The 22,931-nt window shown below is 49.2% G+C and carries 22 protein-coding genes and 1 pseudogene; 16 read left to right on the top strand and 7 right to left on the bottom strand.

The annotated features are described in order from the left end of the window. Positions 1-93: 93 nt before the first annotated feature. The 5 genes from gghA (at position 94) to U2F10_RS14680 (ending at position 6,784) form a co-directional block, all read left to right on the top strand. Positions 94-2,547: a glucosylglycerol hydrolase gene (gene gghA, locus U2F10_RS14700; RefSeq protein ID WP_163671855.1), complete on the top strand. Its 2,454-nt coding sequence runs from the start codon at positions 94-96 to the stop codon at positions 2,545-2,547. Positions 2,548-2,806: 259 nt separating this feature from the next. After that, complete coding sequence (locus tag U2F10_RS14695) at positions 2,807-3,094, top strand: DUF6679 family protein (protein ID WP_006515682.1); 288 nt, start codon at positions 2,807-2,809, stop codon at positions 3,092-3,094. A 315-nt stretch (positions 3,095-3,409) separates the two neighbouring features. Then, entirely contained in the window at positions 3,410-3,799 is a 390-nt protein-coding gene (locus U2F10_RS14690) for a VOC family protein (RefSeq protein WP_006515683.1), read from the top strand. Positions 3,800-3,878: 79 nt separating this feature from the next. Further along, positions 3,879-5,369 carry a glycerol kinase GlpK gene (gene glpK / locus U2F10_RS14685; RefSeq protein WP_163702666.1) on the top strand — a complete coding sequence of 497 codons (1,491 nt, stop codon included), beginning with the start codon at positions 3,879-3,881 and terminating at the stop codon, positions 5,367-5,369. A gap of 320 nt (positions 5,370-5,689) precedes the next feature. Beyond that, on the top strand, positions 5,690-6,784 hold the full coding sequence (locus U2F10_RS14680) for a hypothetical protein (RefSeq protein ID WP_499872537.1): 1,095 nt from the start codon (positions 5,690-5,692) through the stop codon (positions 6,782-6,784). Between the two features lie 296 nt (positions 6,785-7,080). On the opposite strand, the pseudogene U2F10_RS14675 reads toward U2F10_RS14680, so the two are convergent. Both U2F10_RS14675 and U2F10_RS14670 read right to left on the bottom strand, forming a co-directional pair. Further along, positions 7,081-7,371: pseudogene (locus U2F10_RS14675) on the bottom strand (DUF3179 domain-containing protein); the annotation flags it as partial. 25 nt (positions 7,372-7,396) lie between these two features. Next, positions 7,397-7,615, bottom strand: coding sequence for a hypothetical protein (locus U2F10_RS14670; RefSeq protein WP_250565983.1), 219 nt, complete (start codon positions 7,613-7,615; stop codon positions 7,397-7,399). 244 nt (positions 7,616-7,859) lie between these two features. On the opposite strand from U2F10_RS14670, the gene U2F10_RS14665 reads away from it, so the two are divergent. After that, positions 7,860-8,123, top strand: coding sequence for a hypothetical protein (locus U2F10_RS14665; RefSeq protein WP_163661795.1), 264 nt, complete (start codon positions 7,860-7,862; stop codon positions 8,121-8,123). A 43-nt stretch (positions 8,124-8,166) separates the two neighbouring features. On the opposite strand, the gene U2F10_RS14660 is transcribed toward U2F10_RS14665, so the two are convergent. Then, positions 8,167-9,642, bottom strand: coding sequence for a leucyl aminopeptidase (locus U2F10_RS14660; protein WP_163670624.1), 1,476 nt, complete (start codon positions 9,640-9,642; stop codon positions 8,167-8,169). A gap of 273 nt (positions 9,643-9,915) precedes the next feature. On the opposite strand from U2F10_RS14660, the gene U2F10_RS14655 reads away from it, so the two are divergent. From U2F10_RS14655 to tatC, 3 genes are all read left to right on the top strand, one after another. Next, complete coding sequence (locus tag U2F10_RS14655; protein ID WP_499872536.1) at positions 9,916-12,102, top strand: lytic transglycosylase domain-containing protein; 2,187 nt, start codon at positions 9,916-9,918, stop codon at positions 12,100-12,102. A gap of 295 nt (positions 12,103-12,397) precedes the next feature. Beyond that, entirely contained in the window at positions 12,398-13,660 is a 1,263-nt protein-coding gene (locus U2F10_RS14650; RefSeq protein WP_499872534.1) for a helix-turn-helix domain-containing protein, read from the top strand. Between the two features lie 108 nt (positions 13,661-13,768). Beyond that, on the top strand, positions 13,769-14,530 hold the full coding sequence (tatC, locus tag U2F10_RS14645) for a twin-arginine translocase subunit TatC (protein WP_163670630.1): 762 nt from the start codon (positions 13,769-13,771) through the stop codon (positions 14,528-14,530). An 82-nt stretch (positions 14,531-14,612) separates the two neighbouring features. Here tatC and rsmG read toward each other — a convergent pair whose 3' ends face one another. Then, a complete protein-coding gene (rsmG, locus tag U2F10_RS14640) occupies positions 14,613-15,365 on the bottom strand; it encodes a 16S rRNA (guanine(527)-N(7))-methyltransferase RsmG (RefSeq protein WP_499872532.1) in 753 nt (250 codons plus the stop codon). Positions 15,366-15,426: 61 nt separating this feature from the next. After that, positions 15,427-16,077: an ABC transporter ATP-binding protein gene (locus tag U2F10_RS14635; RefSeq protein WP_163671857.1), complete on the bottom strand. Its 651-nt coding sequence runs from the start codon at positions 16,075-16,077 to the stop codon at positions 15,427-15,429. A 123-nt stretch (positions 16,078-16,200) separates the two neighbouring features. Between U2F10_RS14635 and U2F10_RS14630 the strand changes: the two genes are divergently transcribed. Beyond that, positions 16,201-16,653: a DUF3531 family protein gene (locus tag U2F10_RS14630; RefSeq protein ID WP_499872530.1), complete on the top strand. Its 453-nt coding sequence runs from the start codon at positions 16,201-16,203 to the stop codon at positions 16,651-16,653. Positions 16,654-16,713: 60 nt separating this feature from the next. Beyond that, positions 16,714-16,968, top strand: coding sequence for a hypothetical protein (locus U2F10_RS14625; protein WP_163696251.1), 255 nt, complete (start codon positions 16,714-16,716; stop codon positions 16,966-16,968). Positions 16,969-16,980: 12 nt separating this feature from the next. Here U2F10_RS14625 and U2F10_RS14620 read toward each other — a convergent pair whose 3' ends face one another. Next, positions 16,981-17,571 (bottom strand): chromophore lyase CpcT/CpeT, encoded by a 591-nt coding sequence (locus tag U2F10_RS14620; RefSeq protein ID WP_163670635.1) that lies wholly within the window; start codon positions 17,569-17,571, stop codon positions 16,981-16,983. A 214-nt stretch (positions 17,572-17,785) separates the two neighbouring features. Here U2F10_RS14620 and U2F10_RS14615 point away from each other — a divergent pair, with 214 nt between their 5' ends. The 4 genes from U2F10_RS14615 to U2F10_RS14600 all read left to right on the top strand — a co-directional run bounded on the left by U2F10_RS14615 (position 17,786) and on the right by U2F10_RS14600 (position 21,405). Next, positions 17,786-18,343 carry a phycobiliprotein lyase gene (locus U2F10_RS14615; RefSeq protein WP_499872528.1) on the top strand — a complete coding sequence of 186 codons (558 nt, stop codon included), beginning with the start codon at positions 17,786-17,788 and terminating at the stop codon, positions 18,341-18,343. 228 nt (positions 18,344-18,571) lie between these two features. Beyond that, complete coding sequence (locus U2F10_RS14610; protein WP_499872526.1) at positions 18,572-19,708, top strand: SPFH domain-containing protein; 1,137 nt, start codon at positions 18,572-18,574, stop codon at positions 19,706-19,708. 242 nt (positions 19,709-19,950) lie between these two features. Further along, positions 19,951-21,096: a TFIIB-type zinc ribbon-containing protein gene (locus U2F10_RS14605; protein ID WP_163670641.1), complete on the top strand. Its 1,146-nt coding sequence runs from the start codon at positions 19,951-19,953 to the stop codon at positions 21,094-21,096. A gap of 165 nt (positions 21,097-21,261) precedes the next feature. Beyond that, positions 21,262-21,405: a CAB/ELIP/HLIP family chlorophyll-binding protein gene (locus U2F10_RS14600; RefSeq protein WP_163670643.1), complete on the top strand. Its 144-nt coding sequence runs from the start codon at positions 21,262-21,264 to the stop codon at positions 21,403-21,405. Positions 21,406-21,600: 195 nt separating this feature from the next. On the opposite strand, the gene U2F10_RS14595 is transcribed toward U2F10_RS14600, so the two are convergent. Further along, positions 21,601-21,912 carry a hypothetical protein gene (locus U2F10_RS14595; protein WP_163670645.1) on the bottom strand — a complete coding sequence of 104 codons (312 nt, stop codon included), beginning with the start codon at positions 21,910-21,912 and terminating at the stop codon, positions 21,601-21,603. Between the two features lie 54 nt (positions 21,913-21,966). Here U2F10_RS14595 and U2F10_RS14590 point away from each other — a divergent pair, with 54 nt between their 5' ends. After that, positions 21,967-22,821, top strand: a complete 855-nt coding sequence (locus U2F10_RS14590) for an ABC transporter ATP-binding protein (RefSeq protein ID WP_250565191.1) — start codon at positions 21,967-21,969, stop codon at positions 22,819-22,821. The last annotated feature ends 110 nt before the right edge of the window (positions 22,822-22,931 follow it).

Below are 22,931 nucleotides of genomic sequence, written 5' to 3'. Positions count from 1 at the left end.
TAAACTGCGCTCCCCTCAATAACGAGACATACGGTGATTGCAACTGCCCCCAAACACATTCAACTAGTTGAAGATGAAACCCAAAGCCTGCTGATGTGGGCCGAAAGCATCCAACGTTCAGAAGCCACATTTTTTGAAAAAGCTCAGAAAATTGCTCGACGTCTGGGCGCACATTATCGTGCTGATCGGTTGACTGAAGTTGGTTTTTGGACCCCCGATCTAACGGGGGACATTATCCAGTCAGAAGACCGAATTGTACTGGAGATTTATACACCGACAGAGAATATTAACTTTCGAGCAACAGAACAAACCGTTACGTTTAATCGAGTTCAAATCCCCCTAGTCAAACAGGGCGAATTTGTTTGGGGCGTAATCGAGGGCATGCGGTCAGGACGTCGCGATCGCGCTGGCTGTTTTTACTGGTTACGCTATACCGATCAGGATGGAAGAGTACACATCATCCGTGATCCGCTAGCCTATTCTCTGCCCTACGGTATCTTTGCCCCCGCAGAACTGTACGACATGCGCTTAATACAGCGGCAGCGAGCAGACCGTAGCTATTTTCGCCGTACCGGCAGCAGCTATAGCGACACGGACATTCCCCGCATCGGTGCGCCCACTAATATTTTGCAGATTCACGTCAAGACGGCGTCGCCCCAAGGCACATTTGAGGGATTGACGGAAATTTACCAGCGGATCTCCGACAAGCTTGCCGCTGGGGAAGAACTCACCGCTGAAGAAGCCGTTTATGCAGGCTACGATGCTATTCAGCTACTGCCTGTAGTACCCACCATTGAGTATCGTCGCGAAGACTCCCATGGAGACTATGAGTTTTTTGCGATTCTGCCAGACAAAAACGAAGCTCCCCATCCATCGTTTGCAGAAAATTCTGTCCCTGACCTTTCCCCCAGGGTCTCTCAGGCCGTTTTACGCAAGCCCGACACCCAAAATTGGGGCTACGATGTTCCCATGCTGGGCTCAGGCACAACTAACCCCTCGGTTTTAGGGAGCCTGAGGCCTGATGAGGTGATCGACTTTATTGCCACACTCCACAACTTTTCTACAGGCCCAATTCAGCTGATCTATGACTTGGTCTATGGCCATGCCGACAACCAAGCCCTAGAGGTCATGACCCATCAGTTCTTTAAAGGACCCAACATGTATGGGCAAGATCTGAACCACCAGCTACCCCAGGTAAGGGCTATCTTGCTAGAGATGCAGCGACGCAAAATCAATACAGGGGCTGACGGCATCCGCGTAGATGGCGGCCAGGATTTTCGCTTCTTTAACCCGCTCACGGATCGAGTCGAGCAGGATGATGCTTATCTGTTGGCCATGAGCGATGTCGTGCAGGACATCAACGGCTATCGACGGTTGATGTTCACTATTTTTGAGGATGGCCGCCCCTGGCCCCAGGAAGGCTGGGAAGAAATTTCCCGATACCGGGAGCTAATTGAGCAAAAACCTGAATCATTTCAGTGGGGACCACTGATTTTTGCCCACAATACCCCATCCCTACAAGGATTTTGGGACCGCAAATGGCGACGGGTGGGGGAAGTCATTTTCCAAGGGAACCGTTGGATTACAGGCTGTGGCAACCATGACACGGTGCGGCGTGGCACCCAGGTAAAAACGGACCAGCCGATCAACTGGAATCTGGGCAAAACCCTACCGAATGTTCTGCACAAGGCCTATAACAACCCAGCCACCCAGATATGGGTATGTGGTTTTAGTCCCGGCTTACCCATGGACTTTATCAATGCCAACGTAGGTGCGCCCTGGGGGTTTTTCAGAAACACCGATGACCGATATGGGGTCAAGGTCGTTTCAGAAGAAATCAGCTTTCTAGACTGGCAAATCGAACCCGATATGTACGATTTGCCAGAAGTGTATCCCCAGCTCAAGCAAATGGGATTTCGTGATTTCCAGCAATTGCAGGACTTTTCACGCACACTACAGGAAGCCATGGTATCGACGGACTATAACCTACAAGAGGTAGCTGCCATTTGCAGTAAGTGCCTGGGACCCAGTACCGAAAGCTGTGAACTCCCTGCTTTGGCTGAGCTCAACGAGTCTTCTCTAGCGGAGTTTTTAGCCAATTTAGATGTCCCAAAACTGAAAAGGTTTGCCATGGCTTTTATGGAAGATGGCCATGATTTGTGCAATGTCTCCCGTTCCTATGGGCAGATCGATCAAGGCATTGCCAAATTCCACCTCGCCCTGAGACAGTATCGCCGCCGCTATCCCTGGTTGCAGGACAATTTGACTGGCCATGATCGGTTTAATCGCATTAGCGACGACCAGCGTACGGTTTTTTATGGCCTCAGATGCAATCCCGATGAACCCGGGGCATCCCCAATTATGATGGTGGCCCATATGGGGGGAAAGCCGCTGACCATCAAACTGGAGGATTGGTTAGGCATAAACATGGAGGATTGGCAGGTTGCGATCGCAACACCCGATCTCAATCTCGACACCGATCTCAAGAACTTGAGCCACTTCCCCCTAAAGGATAGCCAGGGTGTTCTTTTTGAACAGAAAAAATAAACACCCTAGCTTTAAGAAATCAATAAGTCTTGAAAGACAATTGTGTAATGCCCAGCCTGTACTGGAGCAGTAGTTTTTCCCTGACAACAATTAATGAAACTCACTCTATTAATTACGCCAGAAGGATTTTAGAGATCATAGAACATTTATTTTTTTGTCTACATATAACTTTTCAAAGTGCTACGATATATAAAATCAACCTTAAGAAAAGACAGCATTATCTCTTCGTAGACCTGTGCAGTGTCTGGGGAATTGCCATATGGAAAAAAAACTCAAAGAACTCGTCGGCCAAAGCAGTGTTTGGCTTTATGTCAAAAGTAGCAATGGCTGGTTCAAGAATGTGGAAATTTTAGAGGTAACCGACACAACCATTACATTCCGTTACGAGTCTGAGTCTGAGGTTGAACGTAAACTTTGGGAAAAAACCACTCGCATTGACAACATTGCTGAAGTGGAAGTAAGACTGCTTACTGTGCCAAAAGTTGATAAGAAGCTGGATGCTATTCGCGGACAGTTATCTAAACTCTTGGATCAAGACAATTATTAGGTCGCCCATAGGAACCAGGCATTGACCCCATTGCCTCTAAATCGTTTCAAAGCACCTAATTAGTTTGCTCGAAACACGTCAAATCCGTTCAGACTTGAAAGAGCGCTAAAAGAAATCAATACTCAAAAACTTCGTTGAAGGGGAGTGCGGCAACGCACCCTCTTTTTTTTGGGGTTCGGCTACGCTCCCTCCACCACAACTACGCTCAGTCGAACTCCAACTTTTATTAATTTCCCCTAAGACTTGCCTCGTTTTTTTCCAGAAAAAAGAACCCGCGACACAATAGGTGGAGTTCTTTAATTAGATCGGTTTTCCATGGATGTCAAAGCCGCGTCTACGCGCTTACTGGTGTCAGATATTACCAACTGTTGCAGGTTTTATCGGGATTTACTGGGCCTGAAAGTGATCGTAGAAACCCCAAGCTACGCTGAATTTGAGGCCGCAGGTCAAACCATTTCCCTGTTTCATCAAGAGGAAATGGCGTCCATTATCCACACTAGCGATAAGCCTACTTCTGTCGATAGCCAAGATAAAACCGTTCTAATTTTTACCATCACAGATTTGGATGGCACCTATTCTCAGCTGCGGCAGGGTGGCGTTCACTTTGATGAACCACCTACGCAGAACAGTGATTTCAATCTCAAGATTGCCTACTGTCGGGACCCTGAAGGCAATTTGATTGGACTGTTTGAGAACCTGATGTAATCGACCAGCGGGTGGGCTGTGCCCACCCTACAGATATACCCATTAATTATTCACCCCCTATTTCCAAGAGGAATCGTCAATGGCAAAACAGTACGTCATGGCCCTGGATCTGGGCACCACTGGCAACCGCGCCATCTTGTTTAACAAAGCGGGCGACATTGTGGGTCAGGCCTATAAGGAACTGACTCAGTATTATCCACAGCCAGGCTGGGTGGAACATGATGCCATAGAAATTTGGGAGCAGGTGCAGTGGGCCATAAAGACAGCCATTGGCGAAGCAAATATTGATGTCAGTGAGATTGCGGCCATCGGTCTAACGGTGCAGCGAGAGACCTGTTTGCTGTGGAATAAGACAACGGGTAAGCCCTTACATAAGGCCATTGTGTGGCAGGATCGACGCACAGCAGATATGTGTGCCACCCTAGCAGACCACAAGGCAGAGATTTATGAGCGCAGCGGTCTATTTTTGGATGCCTATTTTTCGGGTACCAAGCTGCGGTGGCTACTGGATAAAGTTCAGCCGGATAATCTAGACAATGTTCTAGCGGGCACAATCGATACCTGGGCGCTATGGAATCTAACGGATGGCAAGGTGCATGCGACGGACCATAGCAATGCCAGTCGTACGTTGCTGATGAATCTGGCACAGCAGCAGTGGGATGACAAACTGTTGGATATTTTTGGAGTGCCACGATCGCTACTGGCAGATATTAAACCCAGCCAGGGAATTTTTGGCTACACTGACCCCAGTTTGCTGGGTGTGGAAATTCCGATTGCGGCACTTTTGGGCGATCAGCAAGCGGCGTTGTTTGCCCACGGTTGCGATCGCCCCGGCTTACTAAAGTGCACCTATGGCACTGGAGCTTTTCTGGTTGCTCACACTGGCCAAGAAATTGTCCGGTCCAAGAACCAGTTGCTCTCCACCATTGGCTGGACCACCACTAAGACAGACGGCAGCTATGACCTGGGCTATGGCCTAGAGGGCAGCATGTTTACCGCCGGGGCCTGCATTCAATGGTTGCGGGACGGCCTACAAATTATCGATAGCGCCGCAGACAGTGAGCCCCTAGCCACTTCAGTAAACGATAACGGTGGCGTTTATTTTGTACCTGCCCTGAGTGGTTTGGGTGCACCCCATTGGGATATGGGGGCTCGCGGTGCGTTTTTGGGCGTTACCCGAGGGGCGACTAAGGCCCATATGGTGCGGTCAGTGCTGGAAGCGATTGCCAACCAGGCCCGTGAGGTAGTAACCGCCATTAATGATGATAGTGGCACACCCATCACCACACTCAAAGTGGATGGTGGTGCCTGCAACAATGACTTTTTGATGCAGTATCAGGCGGATGTCTTGGGTATTCCAGTGGAGCGTCCAGCAGTGTTGGACGCGACAGCTCAGGGATCTGCGTTTGCCGCAGGTCTGGCAGTGGGTTTCTGGGATGACTATACGACGCTGGTAAATAGTCGGAAGATTGATAAAACCTTTGAACCTGGGGAAGGCAAAACCGCAGCTCAGGAAAATTTTGCCACCTGGAAGCGGGCAGTGGAGCGGGCGAAGGGGTGGATTGTTTAGAATCAAGTCGTTGGCTTCGACTTCGCTCAGCCAACGACTTCGCTCAGCCAACGATTTCGTTCAGCCAACCTATATAGCAGGCACGGACGGGTTTAATGAGATGACTATACTGAAACATAATTACTCCTCTACTCCCCATGGTTCCAGTTGTTCAGGCTAGCCAACTCACTCTGCATTTGGATCATGGGCACTCTACAGAGTGTGGGTAATTTGTATGGTTTCTCTTAGGTGCGGTTATCCCCGCGTATCTCAGCACGTAAGTTCTATTGGATTGGGTGAAGCCATTTGTTGCAAGGCCGCACATGTTAAGTCACCAATAAATGATGCTTCTCAAATTAGACCGATTTGGAAAATTAGTTTTGGGTGTGGGTGCGATCGCAGGTAGCATCTGGTTTTTGAACCTGCCCTATCCCATGATTCGCTGGCCCATAGCAAAAGTCGCTCCCATAATCCTGCTGCCCAGCTTTATGCAGATGGATCACCACTATCGCCAGGCCATAATCCAAACCGAACAGGCCGATCAGCTAATCAACCAGGCCACCACAGTAGAAGATTTTGAACTGGGTTCGGAAAAAGCAGCCCAGGCCCAAGAGCATCTCGACAACTTACCCGTCTGGTTTCTGGGATACTACCCCAAAAGATACTGCGGCTTATTTGGATGTGGCTGGAAATTTACCCTGGATGAGTTTGAAGACGCCCGCGCCCTGATCGGCAGAATGGACGCCCAAATTTTTCAAGAACAAAATGCATTAACTGTTTTAGAAACCACCTCTAACCAGGTGGTTGAAGCTAGAAACAGTTTTGAAACCAGCGATCCAGCTACCCAAGAAGACATTTTAAAAGACTGGCAACAATCGATGGATCAGCTAAGTGAAATCCCGTCAGAAACCCTTGCCGGTCGCCTGGCTAACACCAGATTAACCGCCTACAAACGAGACTATGAAGCCATCTCAGGACAGACAGCCGTTCTGAGTAAGAGCAATGCGCTTTTAGCCGCTGCCCAACAGTTTGCCGATGCAGCTAGTTCAGAGGGGAAGAACCCACCTCACAGTACTGAAAAATGGGATCGTATTGCCACCCTATGGGAGGCGGCCCTGGCTGAATTGGAGAATATTCAGTCTGACGAGCCAGATTATGTAAAAGCTCAAGCGTTGAAGGCTCAGTATACGATTAATCTGGGGGAAGTGAGAGAACTGCAAAACTATCAACAGAAAGCTGTCAAGTTAGTCCAATCAGCAGAAAAAGACATTAACAAACTGATTGAGTTATCTGCACAACAAAGTCCAGAGAGAACCATAGCGGCTGTAAATCAAGTGATTAGTAACCTTGAAAAAGTCCCCTCCGGAACAACGGTAAGCAAAGATGCTCAAGTTTTGATTCAACAAGCTCAGGCGTATCTGAGTAAAGCAAACTAGACTTTACCCAAAAAACTGAACCCACAAAGCCAGATTTAGTCACAAAGCTAGATGTAGTATAGTCTTGAGATTAAAGCAGCACATCAACAGCCGACGATTACGGTGTGTCAGTTGGTCGATGATGAGTATAAACAACAACAGTTTCGACTGGGTGAGAGAATTGTCTCGCAGACATTTCCAGAGTTAGAGCTGCGACTGAATGATGTGTCGCCGCGTTGAGTTAAATGAGGTGCGTTACTAACAGCACCCTACATACTACTTTTCAACAGAATCTTGAGGCAAGCCCTTAATCACAATCACTCACCATAAAAAGCAGGATAAACAAATGCAAACGCCGTCGAACTCGGAATCACCGTCCCATCCATTTCCTCAATAATAACCGTCTCCAACGTCTCATCCCACCGAGCTCGCACAGTACGCCCAGAGAGTTGAGCCTCTTGCCTACCCTGCCGCTTCACCTGATCATGCACAAACTGCAGACTGTCTCCCGAAAACTGATTGTGGGGCGTTTCCCCATCCGGCTCCCACACATAGCTAACAATCGCCTTCGGATGCAGGTCTAACTGCTCCTGATTACGCACATCAAAGTTATTGATCGGCCACTAACTGTGATTAGGTTGGATCGATCAAGGTATGAGTCAGCTGAAAACCACCTGAAAAATATATGAGAAATGCTAAACAGAATTGGGCCATCGCTATTGGGCCATCGCTAATGCCTGCGATCGCACCCCCATTATCACCCCCACACCCAAATTCAATTAATATCCCATTCACAAACATGTGATACAAATCACTGCCATTGCCACATACAACGTTTTCAGCTAAGGACAACCGCGGTCAAGCGGCATTGATAATCTCGCAAACCATGACGCAGCCCTGGGCAACCCATTCTAATTGCCCTGCCCAAACCACTCAAAATCACATACCTAAACGCATTATGCGCACATCAGAGCAAAATGTTATGAAATGCAAACTCTTTAAATTTTGTACAAATATATGCAAAGTTACAGCAATTTTTTAGAAGGCTGGGCATCGTAGTGATAGTCAGTGACGTATCGAGACGATGCGACGACATATGAAAAACTCTTTTAATAATCCTCCATCAAACAATGGAGCCCTTTGCAGTCTTTGCCAAGACACACTGTTGCGCCATATCAGCCAAAGCAGAATGTTTTGGTACTGCCCCAGCTGTCGCCAAGAGATGGTGGTTAGTGAAAGCGAAGATGAGCTGCTCCCCCACGCAGCCGTAGTTAACCAGGTTGGCCAAATGCCCCAACATTGCCCACCTGCCAAAGCAGAAAACTACAACAAGCCCATGAGCGTCCAAGCAGCAAGCTAATGATGTAACAGGCGTTATGGATAACGCCTGTTACAGCCTTCTACTAATTGCTTTCCAAAATCCATTGAACCAATGTGCGTACACCGTACCCTGTTGCACCAGGGTTATTGTACGCATTATCTTTTTCACTCCATACAGGGCCAGCAATATCCAAATGGGCCCATGCCGTATCCTTGACAAACTGCTTAAGGAACAGAGCTGCGGTAATAGAACCACCGGGGCGAGGGCCAGTATTTTTCATATCCGCCACAATTGACTTAAGCCCATCAAAATATTTCTCTTCCATGGGCATGCGCCAGAGTTTTTCACCCGCTTCCTCAGAAGCGTTAGCCAATGCTCCAGCGAGTTCATCATCCGGACTAAATAAACCGGCCAGGTCATTACCCAGGGCCACAATGCAAGCACCCGTCAAAGTGGCCAGGTCGACCATGGCATCTAAACCTAACTTATCGGCATAGACCAGGGCATCAGCCAGGGTCAGACGACCCTCAGCATCCGTGTTATTCACCTCAATGGTTTTGCCATTAGACGCCGTCAAAATATCGCCTGGATGCAGCGCATGACCGCTGATCATATTCTCAGTAGCGGCGCTAATAAAGTGCACTTCTACATCAGGTTTGATTTGGGCAATGGCTTTAGCAGCACCTAATACTGCGGCAGCACCACCCATATCCATTTTCATCAACTCGATCATGCTGCCTGCACCAGCCTTAATATTTAGACCACCGGAGTCAAAGGTCAGACCCTTGCCGATCAGTGCTAATTTTCGCTTGGGTGTGCCTTCGGGAGTATAGGTTAAGTGAATAAACTTGGGCGGCATCTCCGACGCCATGGCTACCCCCAGGTAAGCGCCCATACCCAGATCTTCACACTCAGCCTGCTCTAACACCTTGAGCGTCAAACCATGCTCCTTAGCAATGTCAGCAGCAGTCTCGGCCATACTAGTCGGGGTCACTACATTAGGAGGAGCAGCCACTAGCTCACGGGCAAGGATCACACCGTCACACACATGGGCAGCTGTCTCCAAAGCAGCTTCGTAACCTACCAAATCTAGTAATGCAATATCGCTCAGCACTACCTTTGGAGCGTCGGTATCCGACTTAAACCGCTTATCCTCATGCATTGCCAACGTCACACCTTCAGCAATCGTCTGGGTCGTTCGCTCCGGACTGTTGTTCCAAATGGGGAAACTAATACCAAGGGATGCACACTTTTCACGCTTAGCTAACTTGGCAGCAGTAGCGGCAGCACGACGTAGACTTTCTAGCTTTAGATCTTCAGAAGCACCTAAACCAACAATGGCCAATTTACGCACGTCATTACCGACGCGGATCACAGCAGAACTACCGGCCTTTGCTTTAAAGTCTGTTTCGTCGATGAGCTCTTGAAGCAGCCCAGATACTCTCTCATTTAACTCAGATAGCAGCCCTGTCAGGGGCAATGACTCTTCAGATAAACCGACAACAAGGCAATCGCCTGACCACGTTAAACAAGACTTATCTGATGCTACAAACTTCATTCCCATCTCAGTGCTAATTCCCGTCTTAGTATCTAATGATTTCGGCGTGTTTATTGACTGAATATCATATATGGCTCTCTATCATGTTCATAGTTTTTTAGATAGAACATTTTGGGGCGATATTCGTTCACTTTGAGAGCACGGTAGCGCATCCTTGCACTTTCTAAACCGTATCCCCTTAAAACCTTGGGTATCTTCTACCAGAAACTCCTGTTCCTGGCTACGAAGAACTCTCTAGACTGTCTTCTATACCTTTGATTGAGCTGATCCACCATGGGAAAACGTCTCATAGATTTTGGAAAAGAGCGATTACCCCTGTTGCTGTTGGGGGGAGTTAGTCTAGCAAGTTTAGCCCTAATTGTATTTTTTGGGCAGGCGACGAAACGATTGTTGCCGACTGAGCCAGCGACAGAATCTGCCCAGCTGCAACAGGCAGCCTCAGCCAAAACGTTTCAACTGGCATTGCAGCCAGCGGAAACGCGCCGTGATATGTTGCAGCAGGTGATTGACTCTGGGATAGATGGTGATGCCTATCTGGCTACCTATCTGCTGGCAACGGATTTATTAAATCAAGGGCAGGCGGCTGAAGCACTATCTACCCTGGGAGAACTGGAAAAAACTAAGCAGTCTGCCCTGACTCCCTACGTGCTGCTAAAACGAGGACAGGCGCAGCTATTGACAGGGGAGTCGCCCACTAGTTGGAATGAGCTTTTGGGTAACTATGACACCCACAGTGCTACGGCTGAGGCTCGCTATGAGCTGGGTAAACAGGATCCCAATGAGTGGGAAGCATTGCTAGAAAAGCACCCCAGTCACCCACGAGCCGTCGAGGTAGCGCTAAAGAAGCTAAAAACTGGTACGTCCAAGGATTTGCTACTGCTGGTGGCAGCCCATGGTCTCTACCGTGAGGAGTATGAGGCCAGCCTTGACCGACTCACACAGGAATATGGCCAGGAACTAACACCTGAACAATGGCAAACCGTAGGGTTTGGCTATTGGGAAAATCTGCAATATGCCAAGGCTTCAGAAGCCTATGCTAAAGCGCCTGCATCGCCTACCAGCTTATATCGGGCAGCTCGGGGGGCTCAGATTGCTCAGAAACGGGTGGTTGCGATCGCCAACTATCAAAAGCTTGCCAAAACCTTTCCCAATGCCCCTGAAACCGGTCTTGGACTCATCAAGCTCGCAGACTCTCTGCCCGATAAAGCAGCCCTTGCCCCGCTGGATCAGGCCATGAAAGCCTTCCCAGATCGAGCCGGCGAAGCACTACTCAAAAAAGCCAACATTCTAGACCAGCTGAATAGCCCTACGTCTGCCAAAGACGCCCGCACATCAGTGCTCAGCCAGTACAGCGACTCAGAAACTGCTGCCGAATTACGCCTCAGCCGTGCCCATAAGGCCGCCAAAGCCAATGACTCAGCCACGGCCCGTCAGCTGGCGGAAGAGTTGATTACGGCTAACCCCCAAAGTGAACTGGCTGCTGAAGCCAGCTTCTGGTCTGGGAAATGGGCTCAAAAATTAGGACAAGATAACCAGGCCCGACAGGCCTATGAACGCACCCTAGCCCAATATCCAGAATCCTATTTTGCCTGGCGTTCAGCCGTCATGCTGGGTTGGGATGTGGGGGATTTTAACAGCGTCCGTTCATTAAACCCTGAAGTCAGCCTGCCCCAACAACGAGAGCCCCTGCCTGCCGGCTCAGAAACATTGCAACTGCTATACCGCCTGGGGCAAGATGCCGCCGCCTGGAGCCTCTGGCAAACTGAATTTGAAAACGTCCAGGACCCAACGGTGGCAGAACAGTTCACCGACGGCGTTATGCGGGTGGGGGTGGGCGACAACCTCGACGGTATCTTTATGCTAACCAGTCTGGCCTGGCGTAATCAGGCCGATGAACAGACCGAGTATCAGCAGCTCAGGAATACATCCAACTACTGGCAAACGGTTTACCCCTTTCCGTTTTCTGACCTGATTCAAGCCTGGTCCCAGCAGCGTCAGCTGAACCCGTTACTGGTCACCGCCCTGATGCGCCAAGAATCTAGATTTGAGACCAACATCGAATCCGTCGCCGGGGCCATTGGCCTGATGCAGGTGCTCCCCAGCACCGCTGATTGGATTGTCAGTCAAATCGGCGAAAATAACAGCGACCTGGATACCCAACTCAAAACCCCTAGTGAAAATATCAAACTAGGCACCTGGTACCTGGACTACACCCATCGGGAATATAGCGATAATTCAATGTTTGCTGTGGCTAGCTATAACGCTGGCCCTGGCGCTGTGGCCGACTGGATTGCCAGAGGATATGGCGACCCCGATGTCTTTGTGGACAACATTCCATTTCCTGAAACCAAAGGCTACGTGGAAGCTGTGTTTGGCGGCTACTGGAACTATTTAAGACTGTATAATCCGGCTATTAGTCGTCAAATGGCGCAGCACACTGCTCAACAGGCTACGCCGTAGTCCAGACTACATTTGTCTAGATTCCATTCATCCAGACTACATTCGTATTGACAACCCTATGCGATTCGAACGGTTGACCATACAATAGGTCAGATAAATAGGGACAGACACCTAGATAACCAACGCTTGGGATCATGCATTAGTGTAAATGCGCAATTTTTATAGCCCATTCGTACTTGCACCGATACAATGCACCCTAGCTAGTGCAGTTAATCTGCCTGGCTCTTGTGGCCTAGGATAGTCCACTTCATTTGAGGCATCGGCTCTCATCGTTCATCACAATTAGCAGAGTAACGTGACTAGCTATAGCACCGTTCAAAAGCAGCAACTGAGTCAACTTGGCGCTTACCTGCAAGAAAAGCGCCAGGAGCAGGGAAAATCCTTGGAAGATATCTCCCTACAGACTTACATCCGTGCTCAATTGCTCAAAGCCGTAGAAACCGGTGATACCTCCGATTTACCTCAGCCAATTTTTGTTCAAGGCTTTATCCGTCGTTATGCAGATGCCTTAGGGTTAGACGGAACTAATTTTTCTAAGCAGTTTCCAGTTCACTCCATCCCTAATACCCCTCGGCCCGTCCCTCGGCCAGCGGCCCAGGTCGATATGTCTTATCAGAACATCGACCAAAAGCCACCAATTCCAGCAGCCAAAGAGCCTAGCCCAGAGATAGGCGCTCTACCGATTAAGAGTGAGCCCACTCCTGTGATGGGAAGTGTTGGGGTGCCAGAAAAAGCGACGTCTGCACAAGCCACTGCCGAGGAAATTGCCCCTGCTCAGCCTGTCACCAGTCCCCCTAAGGATTTCACCTTAGATCCCGGCCCCTTAGATCCCGGTCCCATGGATGACAGCGAGTTAGCATCATTGGGGATCAAGCACAATACCCTAGGCGATGGAATTGCGACTCAAGCTCAAGACTCTAAACCGCTGCAAAGTTCTCCATTTACTCCAACTCCAGAAGAGACAGATCCATCTCTATCGAAAGCAGCCCCTCCACCATCTCCCCCTGCACCAGAAGAGCTTGCATCAGTGAGCGCTATGCCGGTTGAGCCTGCTGAGCCCATAGCGTCTAGTCTGGTCAACGATACTACGTCTTCTGGCGTTAACTGGTTGCCCTTGGGGATCGGTGCGGCGGTGCTAGTGGGTGCGATCGCACTCATTGGACCCAGAATCATTGGCGGTGGTTCTAACCAACAGCCGGAAACAGCTGAAACAACCACCACTGAGCCAGAGATTATCGCCCAGACCGCTCCCGAAATTGAAGCTGTGCCAGACTCCGAGCCAGATCCCGAACCTGCAACGAGTGATGCCCCAGTTAATCTCCAGGTAGAAATCACTGAAGCAGGCCCTTCTTGGATGAGCATTGTGGTTGATGGCGAACTTGCTTTTGAAGGATTGATGGATCCTGGCACTAGCGAAACGTGGGAAGGCCAAACATCCATTACGATGAATGTCGGCAATGCTGGTGCAGCCCTCATCTCTGCCAACGGTAGCGAGCCCAAACCCGCTGGGAATCCGGGGGGCGCAGAGTTCCTAACCTTTGAGGTCGCAGCAGAATAACGTAGCAACCCTCTGTCGGTTAGCTTCCACGGGGGATTCCCACAGACGCAGTACAAGCACAGCGATACAATAGAAAACAATCTACATAAAGTACTGGCACTGTAGCCCATGACGTCCAACCTAGAGACGGTAGAGCCCACTGAGCAGATTGACCACCTCGACGAAATGCCTGACGAGGTAGAAATGTCCCTCTTCGACCACCTCGAAGAGCTGCGGATGCGCATTTTTTATTCGTTGATCAGTGTTTTGATCGGTGTTATCGGCTGTTTTTGTGTTGTTAACCGCATTGTCGAACTTCTAGAGATTCCCGCCCAGGGAGCTAAATTTCTACAGCTTTCCCCCGGTGAGTACTTCTTTGTCTCCATTAAGGTAGCTGGCTACAGCGGCATTTTAGTTGCTAGTCCCTTTATCCTTTATCAAATTGCCCTATTTGTCCTACCTGGACTGACCCGGCGAGAACGGCGGCTGGTAGGTCCTATCGTTCTAGGCTCTAGCGTTCTTTTTGTCGTCGGCATCTTTTTTGCCTACATTGCCCTAATTCCTGCCGCTCTAAACTTCTTTATTAACTACGGCGAGGGCGTTGTTGAACAGCTGTGGTCCATCGACCGTTACTTTGAGTTTGTGCTGCTGTTGCTCTTTAGTACTGGCTTAGCTTTCCAGATACCCGTAATCCAATTCATGTTGGGAGTCTTAGGAATTGTCAACTCCGCAACTATGCTCAAGGGTTGGCGTGCTGTTTTGTTGGGGGCCGTAGTCCTTGGGGCGGTTCTGACCCCCTCCACTGACCCCATTACTCAAAGCCTATTAGCCGGAGCGGTTCTATTTTTGTACTTTGGCGGCATTCTTGTGGTCAAAGCAATTGGTAAGTAGATAGGCAGTGGGCATGTTGCCCTGAACCTGTCTTTACCTAGTCATACTGGAGAGAGAGCTATAGGGCGGACAGATTGAAGGCCTATAGCGGCTGTTTTGCAGGCATTCCTACCTGTCTTGGAAAGTCTTTATCGGTCTTTTCAACCTTTTTTATATACAGGCAATGCCTCAGCCCTTGGGTAAGCGGTGTTTCCCATGGACAAATGGCTACTAGCTCACCACCAAGGGTGTCCAAAGCTCCCATGAATAGTTCCTCTTCTTCGGCAGTCCACTGACCACGAAATAGGACGGCAAACCCACTTTTTTTGAGCAGCGGCAACGCATATTCTGCACAGGTAGAGGCTGGACCAACTGCTCGCACCATTGCCAAATCGTACTGGGCACGATGATGCGGATCCCGTCCCACCGTTTCTGCTCGCTCGGTCAAAAAGGCTGTATTAGTTAACCCCAGTTGCTCACACAAAGTTTGCAGGAAGGCAATTTTTTTGCGGGTGGAGTCTAGAAGGGTGACTTGCCATCGGGGACGTGCGATCGCAACCGGCACTCCAGGAAATCCGCCCCCCGTACCAATGTCAATTATCCGCTTTACGGTCGGCAACCAGTCCGGCTTTTCAGGCTCATACCACGGGGCCAAAGCGCTGAGGGAATCCCACAAGTGTTTTTCCCAAAACTCGTCCGGCTCAGTAATTCGCGTCAGGTTCACCTGACGATTACCCTCAACAACGCCTCGATATAACTGATCAAACAAGGCCTGCTGTGCCTCAGAGGGCTGCCACTGCAATGTTTCATGCCATATCTTATCGTTGCCGGGTAATGTGGCTACGGTTTCCGTCATTCCTAGATTCCCCTGATTCCCCTGATTCCCCTAATTTATTGGGTTTACCCAACCCAACGACTCACGCAACTGGAGCCGCCTCTAATGGCTGATTAACCAGCTCTCCATTGTGCAATGACCAGCAGTAATCTGCCAAATGGGCTAAATCACTAGCATCGTGGGACACCACCAGCAAACTCCAGTTTTTTTTGAGCTCTGCCAGTAAGCCAATGAGTTGCTGTTTCATCGACCAATCCAGCCCAGCCGTTGGCTCATCCAGCAACAGCAAATAGGGCTGTCGAATCAGCTGTACAGCTAAAGCCAAACGACGCTGCTGACCACCGCTGAGGGCATGGGGCGCAGTCTGCAACCCAATTTCACCAAGACCGACTGAATCCAGGGTCTTGGCAACGGGTTCAGACCCGAGTTCAGGATGACCAATGCGCAACTCTTCCAGGATGGTGTGCCCACAAAAATGACGCTCTGGAAACTGAAACACTAAACCGGCCAACTGTTGCAGTGTTTCCGGCTGAAGTTCCTGATTGCGCCAATGCAGCGTGCCCTTAGACGGAGACACCAATCCCGCTAAAATTTCCAATAACGTGCTCTTTCCCGAACCACTTGGCCCCACGATCAGCCCCATTTTTTGGGGTTCTAGAGTAAATGAAATATGCTTCAGAATAGGCGCTACACTAGCCGCCGGATGGTAGGAAACATTATCAAGGGTGAGCATTAGGGCAACAAGAAAGGCCATCTCACACTATAGCCAATGTTTCCCCCTCGCAGGGATTTAGGAAAAACGTAGAGGTTCAAAGAGCTTGCTATTCTATATACCTAGAATCATGAAACTGACGCTATGGAAATTCGCTTTCGCGAGTGCGACTTCTTCAATTTGTGGATTTGGCTAGAGCTCGACAATGTTCCCTCCGCCATGGAACAACAGTATATCGAAGAAATTTTTGACTCATGGTTTTTCCTGGGCAAATTAGGTGGCTTTAATGCTGAAAACTTGCAAGTTCAAGATGGTGGCCACGAAATCAGCTACATGGGCTACGACAACGATGGCGCTGAAAACAGCCTAATGTCGGTTATGCATAATATGTCTGAAGTCCAATTCGAAGGCACCTGGGCTCGCTGCTGGTTTGATTTGGGCACCACCGATGCCCTGGCTCTAGATGTATTGGTAAACACATTGAAACAGTTCAGCAAAGACTATATCAATATCAATCGCGTCTACATCGGCGGTGAAAACGAAGACTGGCCTATCCCCCGTGATCAACATGCTGACTTTGTCGATGCAATGCATTAAATCGATACTGGGTAGGCTTCACCAGGCATAATGACAGTGCCCTCTCAAAGAACATCTATCATGGACAATGCAGCCCAGCGTCAAGCTAGCCTAGAATCCCCGGTCTTTAGCCAGTTCAACCAATGGCTCACCAAACGTATTCGCGATCTCAGCGTGGATGCTCTGTCCTCCAAAGCATTTACCTGTACGGCCTGTGGTGAAATTGAGGGTGAATACATTGTGGACTATGAAGGCAAAACCTATCGATTTGACACGGCTACAACCTACGCTTTTCTGGAATTTATCTTGGCCAAACAACCCACTACAGTGAAGTAGGGCGACCTCTTCCTAAACCACTACTTCATTAGCAAATCGCTGGCGTTTCTCAAATTCAAAGGGTCCGGCAATGGAGCCCCACAGTAACTCATCGGTCTCTGGGTCACGACCTCGATCGTAGCTGATGAGCTTATCGTCAGTAATCTCAAATTCGTTATCTAGATAGCTAGTCTTGCCCTGGCGGACGACTATGCAATTTTTGCCTGGCACGACTTTACCAATAAAGCTATGGCCGGTCCAGCGTACAGTCATGTCACAACCTGTCATTTTTTCAAGCTGGTCTGCCGTTAATGTAGCCAATTTCACCAGGTCTCGCCCTGCCCCGATAACAGCCTCCTGATCTTTGAAGGAATAATTTTCAAGCAAAATGTGATCGTCCTGCGGTAGGAAACGCAGCACTCGCACCCGGTAAGGTTGCCCCAACATGAAGTCGTATGCTTGCTCAAGATACAAGCAATTCCCTGACAAAAAGTTTGATGGCAACGGGCGCATACACACCCGAATATGGGCAAAAAAGGGAGGATTTTCAATTGCTTGGGCCTGGTTACTAAAATCAGCAGCCATCCACTTGAGCAAGGTACAAATATCGGTTGGGTGAGACATATAAGCAGGGATTAGTAGCTGAATTCTCTAACGAAGAGGCGTCAGCACGGACAACAGAGACAAGTCACATACCCATGGCTCAGTTTTCTGGTCAGATGACGTATGACATCCAGATAACATCCAGACTACCAAGCATAAGGATTCTCTCAGGCTAAGCATTGATGCGACTTTGCCATTTATTATGAAAAGATAAAATCCTCTTAAGAGCAACCCCATGGAGCTTCGCTCAGTTTTTCATACATTTTTTGACCACTGTGTTGGTAGTTGGTCCACAGAGCGTACTTATCACTATCTCACTCAAAACGAAGTAGAGCGTTCCCACACTGACTTTCAAGTATCGCCAATCACGTCAGAGATTAAGACTAAGGTGCTGTCTGACAATGCCTACAGTGACGTTAAGGATCTAGATGCGTTACCGGGCTTTCGCCTTGCTTTTAATACGGTGTCGGAAAAAGGCGAAAAGATTTCTCAAAGTCTGAATTTGCTCTTTGTCACCCACACGGAAACTGGTCATATTTTAGAGGGCGACTATCTTCGCGATCGCGCCTATGAAGAAGCCCGTCCCATCATCTCCCACTTTCGGTTCGACACCAACACAAACGAACTGTTGATGACCACCAATTACACTCGGGTGGTTTCAGTCGACTCCATTACCCTAATCAATCCCCAAACTCGGATTCGACGCATTCTCAACTACCTGCGACCACCGACAGGTCAACCCCTGGAAACATTGGGCTTAGTAGGTTTCGGCGTTGAACAAAAGGGGGCTTAAAGCACGTAGATAGAAATCAGGCTATGGGATCCAGATGTGAACTTTATTCTCGATCCCATAGCCTGCCCTCAAAACTGCCCTCAAAACCCACTGCTCTGGTGACTTACGGAACCGGAACAAATGAAGGTGTATTGATTTCTATAACAGTTAAACAAAATTACCCAAGCTACCGGGAAAGCTGGGGTAACTCTTATAGAACAGATACATCTTCGCTACGGAGAGCGCACAGTGGGCTTATTTGAGAAAGTTCGGGCCGAGTTTATTGACATTATCGAATGGCTCGATCCATCGCAAGACACTATTGCCTATCGCTTTGAACGGTTTCAGAATGAAATCAAAATGGGGGCGCAGCTGATAGTCCGTCCCGGTCAAGTTGCGATTCTAGTGGGCGAAGGCCAGGTCGCCGATATCTATGAGCCGGGCCGCTACCGCCTAGAAACCCAGAATATGCCCGTCCTAACGACACTGATGGGCTGGAAATACGGCTTTAACTCTCCATTTAAAGCTGAGGTTTATTTTTTTAATAGCAAGATTTTTACCAACCTAAAATGGGGTACAGCTAATCCCATTACTATCCGTGATCCCGAGTTGGGGCCAGTGCGTCTGAGAGCCTATGGTACCTATACGATGCGGGTCAATAATGCTCGCACATTGCTAGAGCAGCTGATCAGCACCGATGGCCTCTTTCAAACTGACGAAATCAGCGATCATTTACGCAACATGATCGTGTCAGCCTTTGCTAGTTGGGTCGGTCAGGATCAAACACCGTTATTTGACCTGGCCGCCAACTATCAGGCCATGGGCGAACAAGTGCGCGCAGCTATGCAGCCCAATATGGAGCAGTTTGGCTTAGAGTTACGCCAGTTACTCATCGAGAATATTTCACTCCCCCCCGAAGTCGAAGCTGCCCTTGATAAGCGCGCCTCCATCGGTATTTTGGGCAACATGCAGCAATATACCCAATACCAGGCCGCTAATGCCATCGAGCAATCGGCTAAAAATCCGGCTGGAGCTAGCCCTGGCCTTGACCTCGGTGTCGGCATCGCCATGGGTCAGCAGATTGCCAATGCCATGAATCCAAGAGCTACAGCTGCACCAACTGCAGCGGCCCCCGCTGCACCACCGGCCCCCGCTGCACCACCGGCCCCCGCTGCACCACCGCCACCCATGCCAACCGCTGTCTGGTATATCACCCGAGACGGTCAAAATTTTGGTCCTTATGCCCAAGACCAGCTACTGGCCAATGGATTAACGGCTCAGTCCAATGTGTGGAAACAGGGCATGGCTGGCTGGCAAATGGCCAATACGGTACCTGAGTTACAAGCATTGTTGAGCAGTGTGCCACCACCGCCACCGGGGGCTTAGCATCACCCCATAAGCCCTCTCCTGGGACCCTTACAGATTCTTAACAGGCAAAAAATTCTCTCCATGAAGCGAACATTGCTTCCAAGGAATAGCTTGGATCGACACGTGATCGACATTGAGCAATAACGGCTGAGCACACACCCCTGCACTCTCCTAGGAGGAGAATTTGTTAGCAAATTTCTTACTAGATAACTTCACGAAAGCGTTTTCCCAATTCCCTACTCCCTATTCGCCACTTCCCAATGGAGCCCACAACCTCCGTTAACCAATATAAATGCCCTGGCTGCAAGGCAGACATGGCTTTTGCCCCCAATCTTGGGCAACTTCAATGTCCCTACTGCGGTCGCGCCGAAGCGATGCCAGAGGTAACGGCTACGAAGCTCAGTGCCACATTACAAGAACATGACTTAGCGGCATTCATTGAAACAAACCGCACGCACATTGCCCAGTTAGCAACCACAGCCCAGGAAGTTAATTGTCCGGGCTGCCGAGCCACCATTACCTTTGAACCACCTGATGTGGCGGGGAAATGTCCCTTCTGTGCCACCAGCATTGTTACCCAGAAGAGTCATGCGGCTGATCCCACCCTGGCTCCATCGGGTTTGGTGCCCTTTACCGTGGGACGCAAGGTGGCCCTAAAAAACCTACGAGACTGGCTAGCATTTCGTTGGGATTGGAAAGACCTGAAGGCCATATTCTTGCCTGGAAAGCTCAAGGAGCTAGCTCAAAATAAAGCGTTAACCGGCGTTTATCTACCGTTTTGGACCTATGATGCCCAAACAAACAGCCGCTATCGGGGTGAACGGGGCGAGCATTACTACGAAACCGAGACTTATACGACGACCAACGCTGACGGTGAGTCAGAAACTAAAACTCGCCAAGTCCAACACACCCGCTGGTATTCAGCCTCAGGGCGTGTGTCTAGATTTTTTGATGATGTGTTGGTGCCAGCCACTAAAGCCATTAGCGACAAAAAACTGCGGAAACTATGGCCCACCCTGGCAGTATCCCAACTCAAGCCCTACAGCGCTGAGTACCTGGCAGGCTTTAAGGCACAGCGGTATGCAATTCCAGTAAAAGAAGGGTTTGAGCTCGCTAAGGGGATCATGACAGAGCCTATCCGCAGTGATATCCGCTCTGATATTGGTGGCGATGAACAACGCATTCATTCAGTATCGACGGACTACTCTCAAGAAACGTTTAAACACATTTTGCTACCTGTGTGGATGGCCAGCTATCGCTATGGGGGGAAAACCTATCAGGTGTTGATCAATGCCCAAACAGGCAACGTGATGGGCGATCGTCCTATAGCAACATGGAAAGTGGCACTAGTGATCGCGATCGCAATCCTGATTCTCATAATCGTTCTTGTGGCCGCCAACGGATAACCGACCATTGAACCGAATCAATGGTTCATGGCAAACATCTCTAACCCTTGACTTAAGTATTATCCAAGTTTTTTCAAACACCCATTGCCGATTCAAAAAATAGTGTTTAACATTTAGTTACAAGGTGTAACCCACCTTAACGTTTCGCTTGAAGGACTTGGAATCATGACTGAAGAGAACGCAAAGTTTGGTTTTACTCAGATCGCTGAGAACTGGAATGGTCGCTTGGCTATGCTAGGTTTTGTCATTGGTCTAGCTACTGAGCTAATGACTGGTCAGGGCATCCTATCCCAGTTGGGCTTGATGTAAACCTGAGATTAAACAGGTCATTAAAAGATGATATCTCCAGTATCAGTCTTTTTTTGTACAGTCAGAGAACTATAGGGCAAGCTTTGGCTTGTCCTTTTTTTGTCAGAAGTGCCAGAGTTCTGAATTTTGAGTTCTGAAGTATCTATGCTTTTGCCGAAAGACCGAAGATAAAGGTCACCAACTCAAACTTCAAACTTATTCTTCCTCCTCCAATTCTGCCCAAGTCGCCACGGCCTTCAGCTCAGGGGGAATTTGATCATCGGGATGAAACTCCAAGATCGTCTCCCGATATCCTAGGTAGCCTGACTCCGTAAATGACATCAGCATACGGGCCAGGGCAATCCACACTGTTTCATCGAACTCCCAGTCGTGACTAAAGCCAGCGCGATCAGCAATGGACTTGAGGGCCCAAAAATAGCTATTGCGGACGACGGATCCTTTCTTTTTGTAGGGGGGCACATCGTCCTGATAGATAAATAAAACTTGATTGCTGATCTTTGCTCTCATGGGGGTCAATGTTCTACAACTGTATCCATACCTTAATTTCTTCTAAAACATCCCATGGTGGCGGCTGTTTGCCTGCGTAACGTTCACAAAGTCTATAACAACACCTGTGTGGTCAATGATCTATCACTGACGATTCAACCGGGTGAAATCTTTGGTCTGCTTGGACCTAATGGTGCAGGTAAGTCCACCACAATTCGCATGGTGACCACCCTGACTCGGGCCACCCAGGGAGACATTGTTGTCTCTGGCTATGATGTGCAACGGCAGAAAGCCGAGGTGCGTCGTCAAATTGGCGTGGTACTACAGCAAACTAGCGTTGATGGGGATCTGTCTGTCTGGGAAAATATGGAATTCCACGGCAGAATGCACCATTTACCCAACCCACGACGGCAGCGCGATATTGATCAATGGCTGGCCTATGTGGAACTATCTGAACGCCGTGATGATAAGGTAAAAACCCTATCAGGCGGCATGAAACGACGCTTACAAATTGCCCGCGCCCTATTACATAAGCCCAAAATTCTCTTCCTAGATGAGCCTACAGTGGGCCTAGATCCACAAACTCGTCGCCGTCTATGGGAAATTATCCTCGACCTGAACAAGCAGCAGGGGGTGACGATGCTACTAACCACGCATTATATGGAAGAGGTTGAGTATCTGTGCGATCGCATCGGCATTATGGACCAGGGGCAGCTGATCGAAATGGGCACATTGGCGGAGCTACGCTCTAACCACGGCGAAGGCATCGTTATCAAACAAACTGACGACCGTTGGAACTATACCTTTTTCCCCACCCTCCAAGACGCCAATCGCTATTTGGACCAACAGCCTGATAAGACGGGCATGATGACCCGCCCCTCCAACTTAGAAGATATCTTCGTTGAGCTGACCGGCCATAATCTGGACTAGTTCAATCCCATTAAACACAAAGAGGGATGACCCCATAAGTCATCCCTCAACCAAATAATCAATAATGTAGGGGGCGTTCCATGGAACGCCCCCTCACCGTATAAATTCTA

Origin of the sequence: Leptothoe sp. EHU-05/26/07-4 (assembly GCF_043421015.1) — a bacterium.
In the GTDB taxonomy this organism is placed as follows: Bacteria; Cyanobacteriota; Cyanobacteriia; order Phormidesmidales; family Phormidesmidaceae; genus Leptothoe; species Leptothoe turfae.
This window is presented reverse-complemented; position numbering and strand designations above follow the sequence as displayed.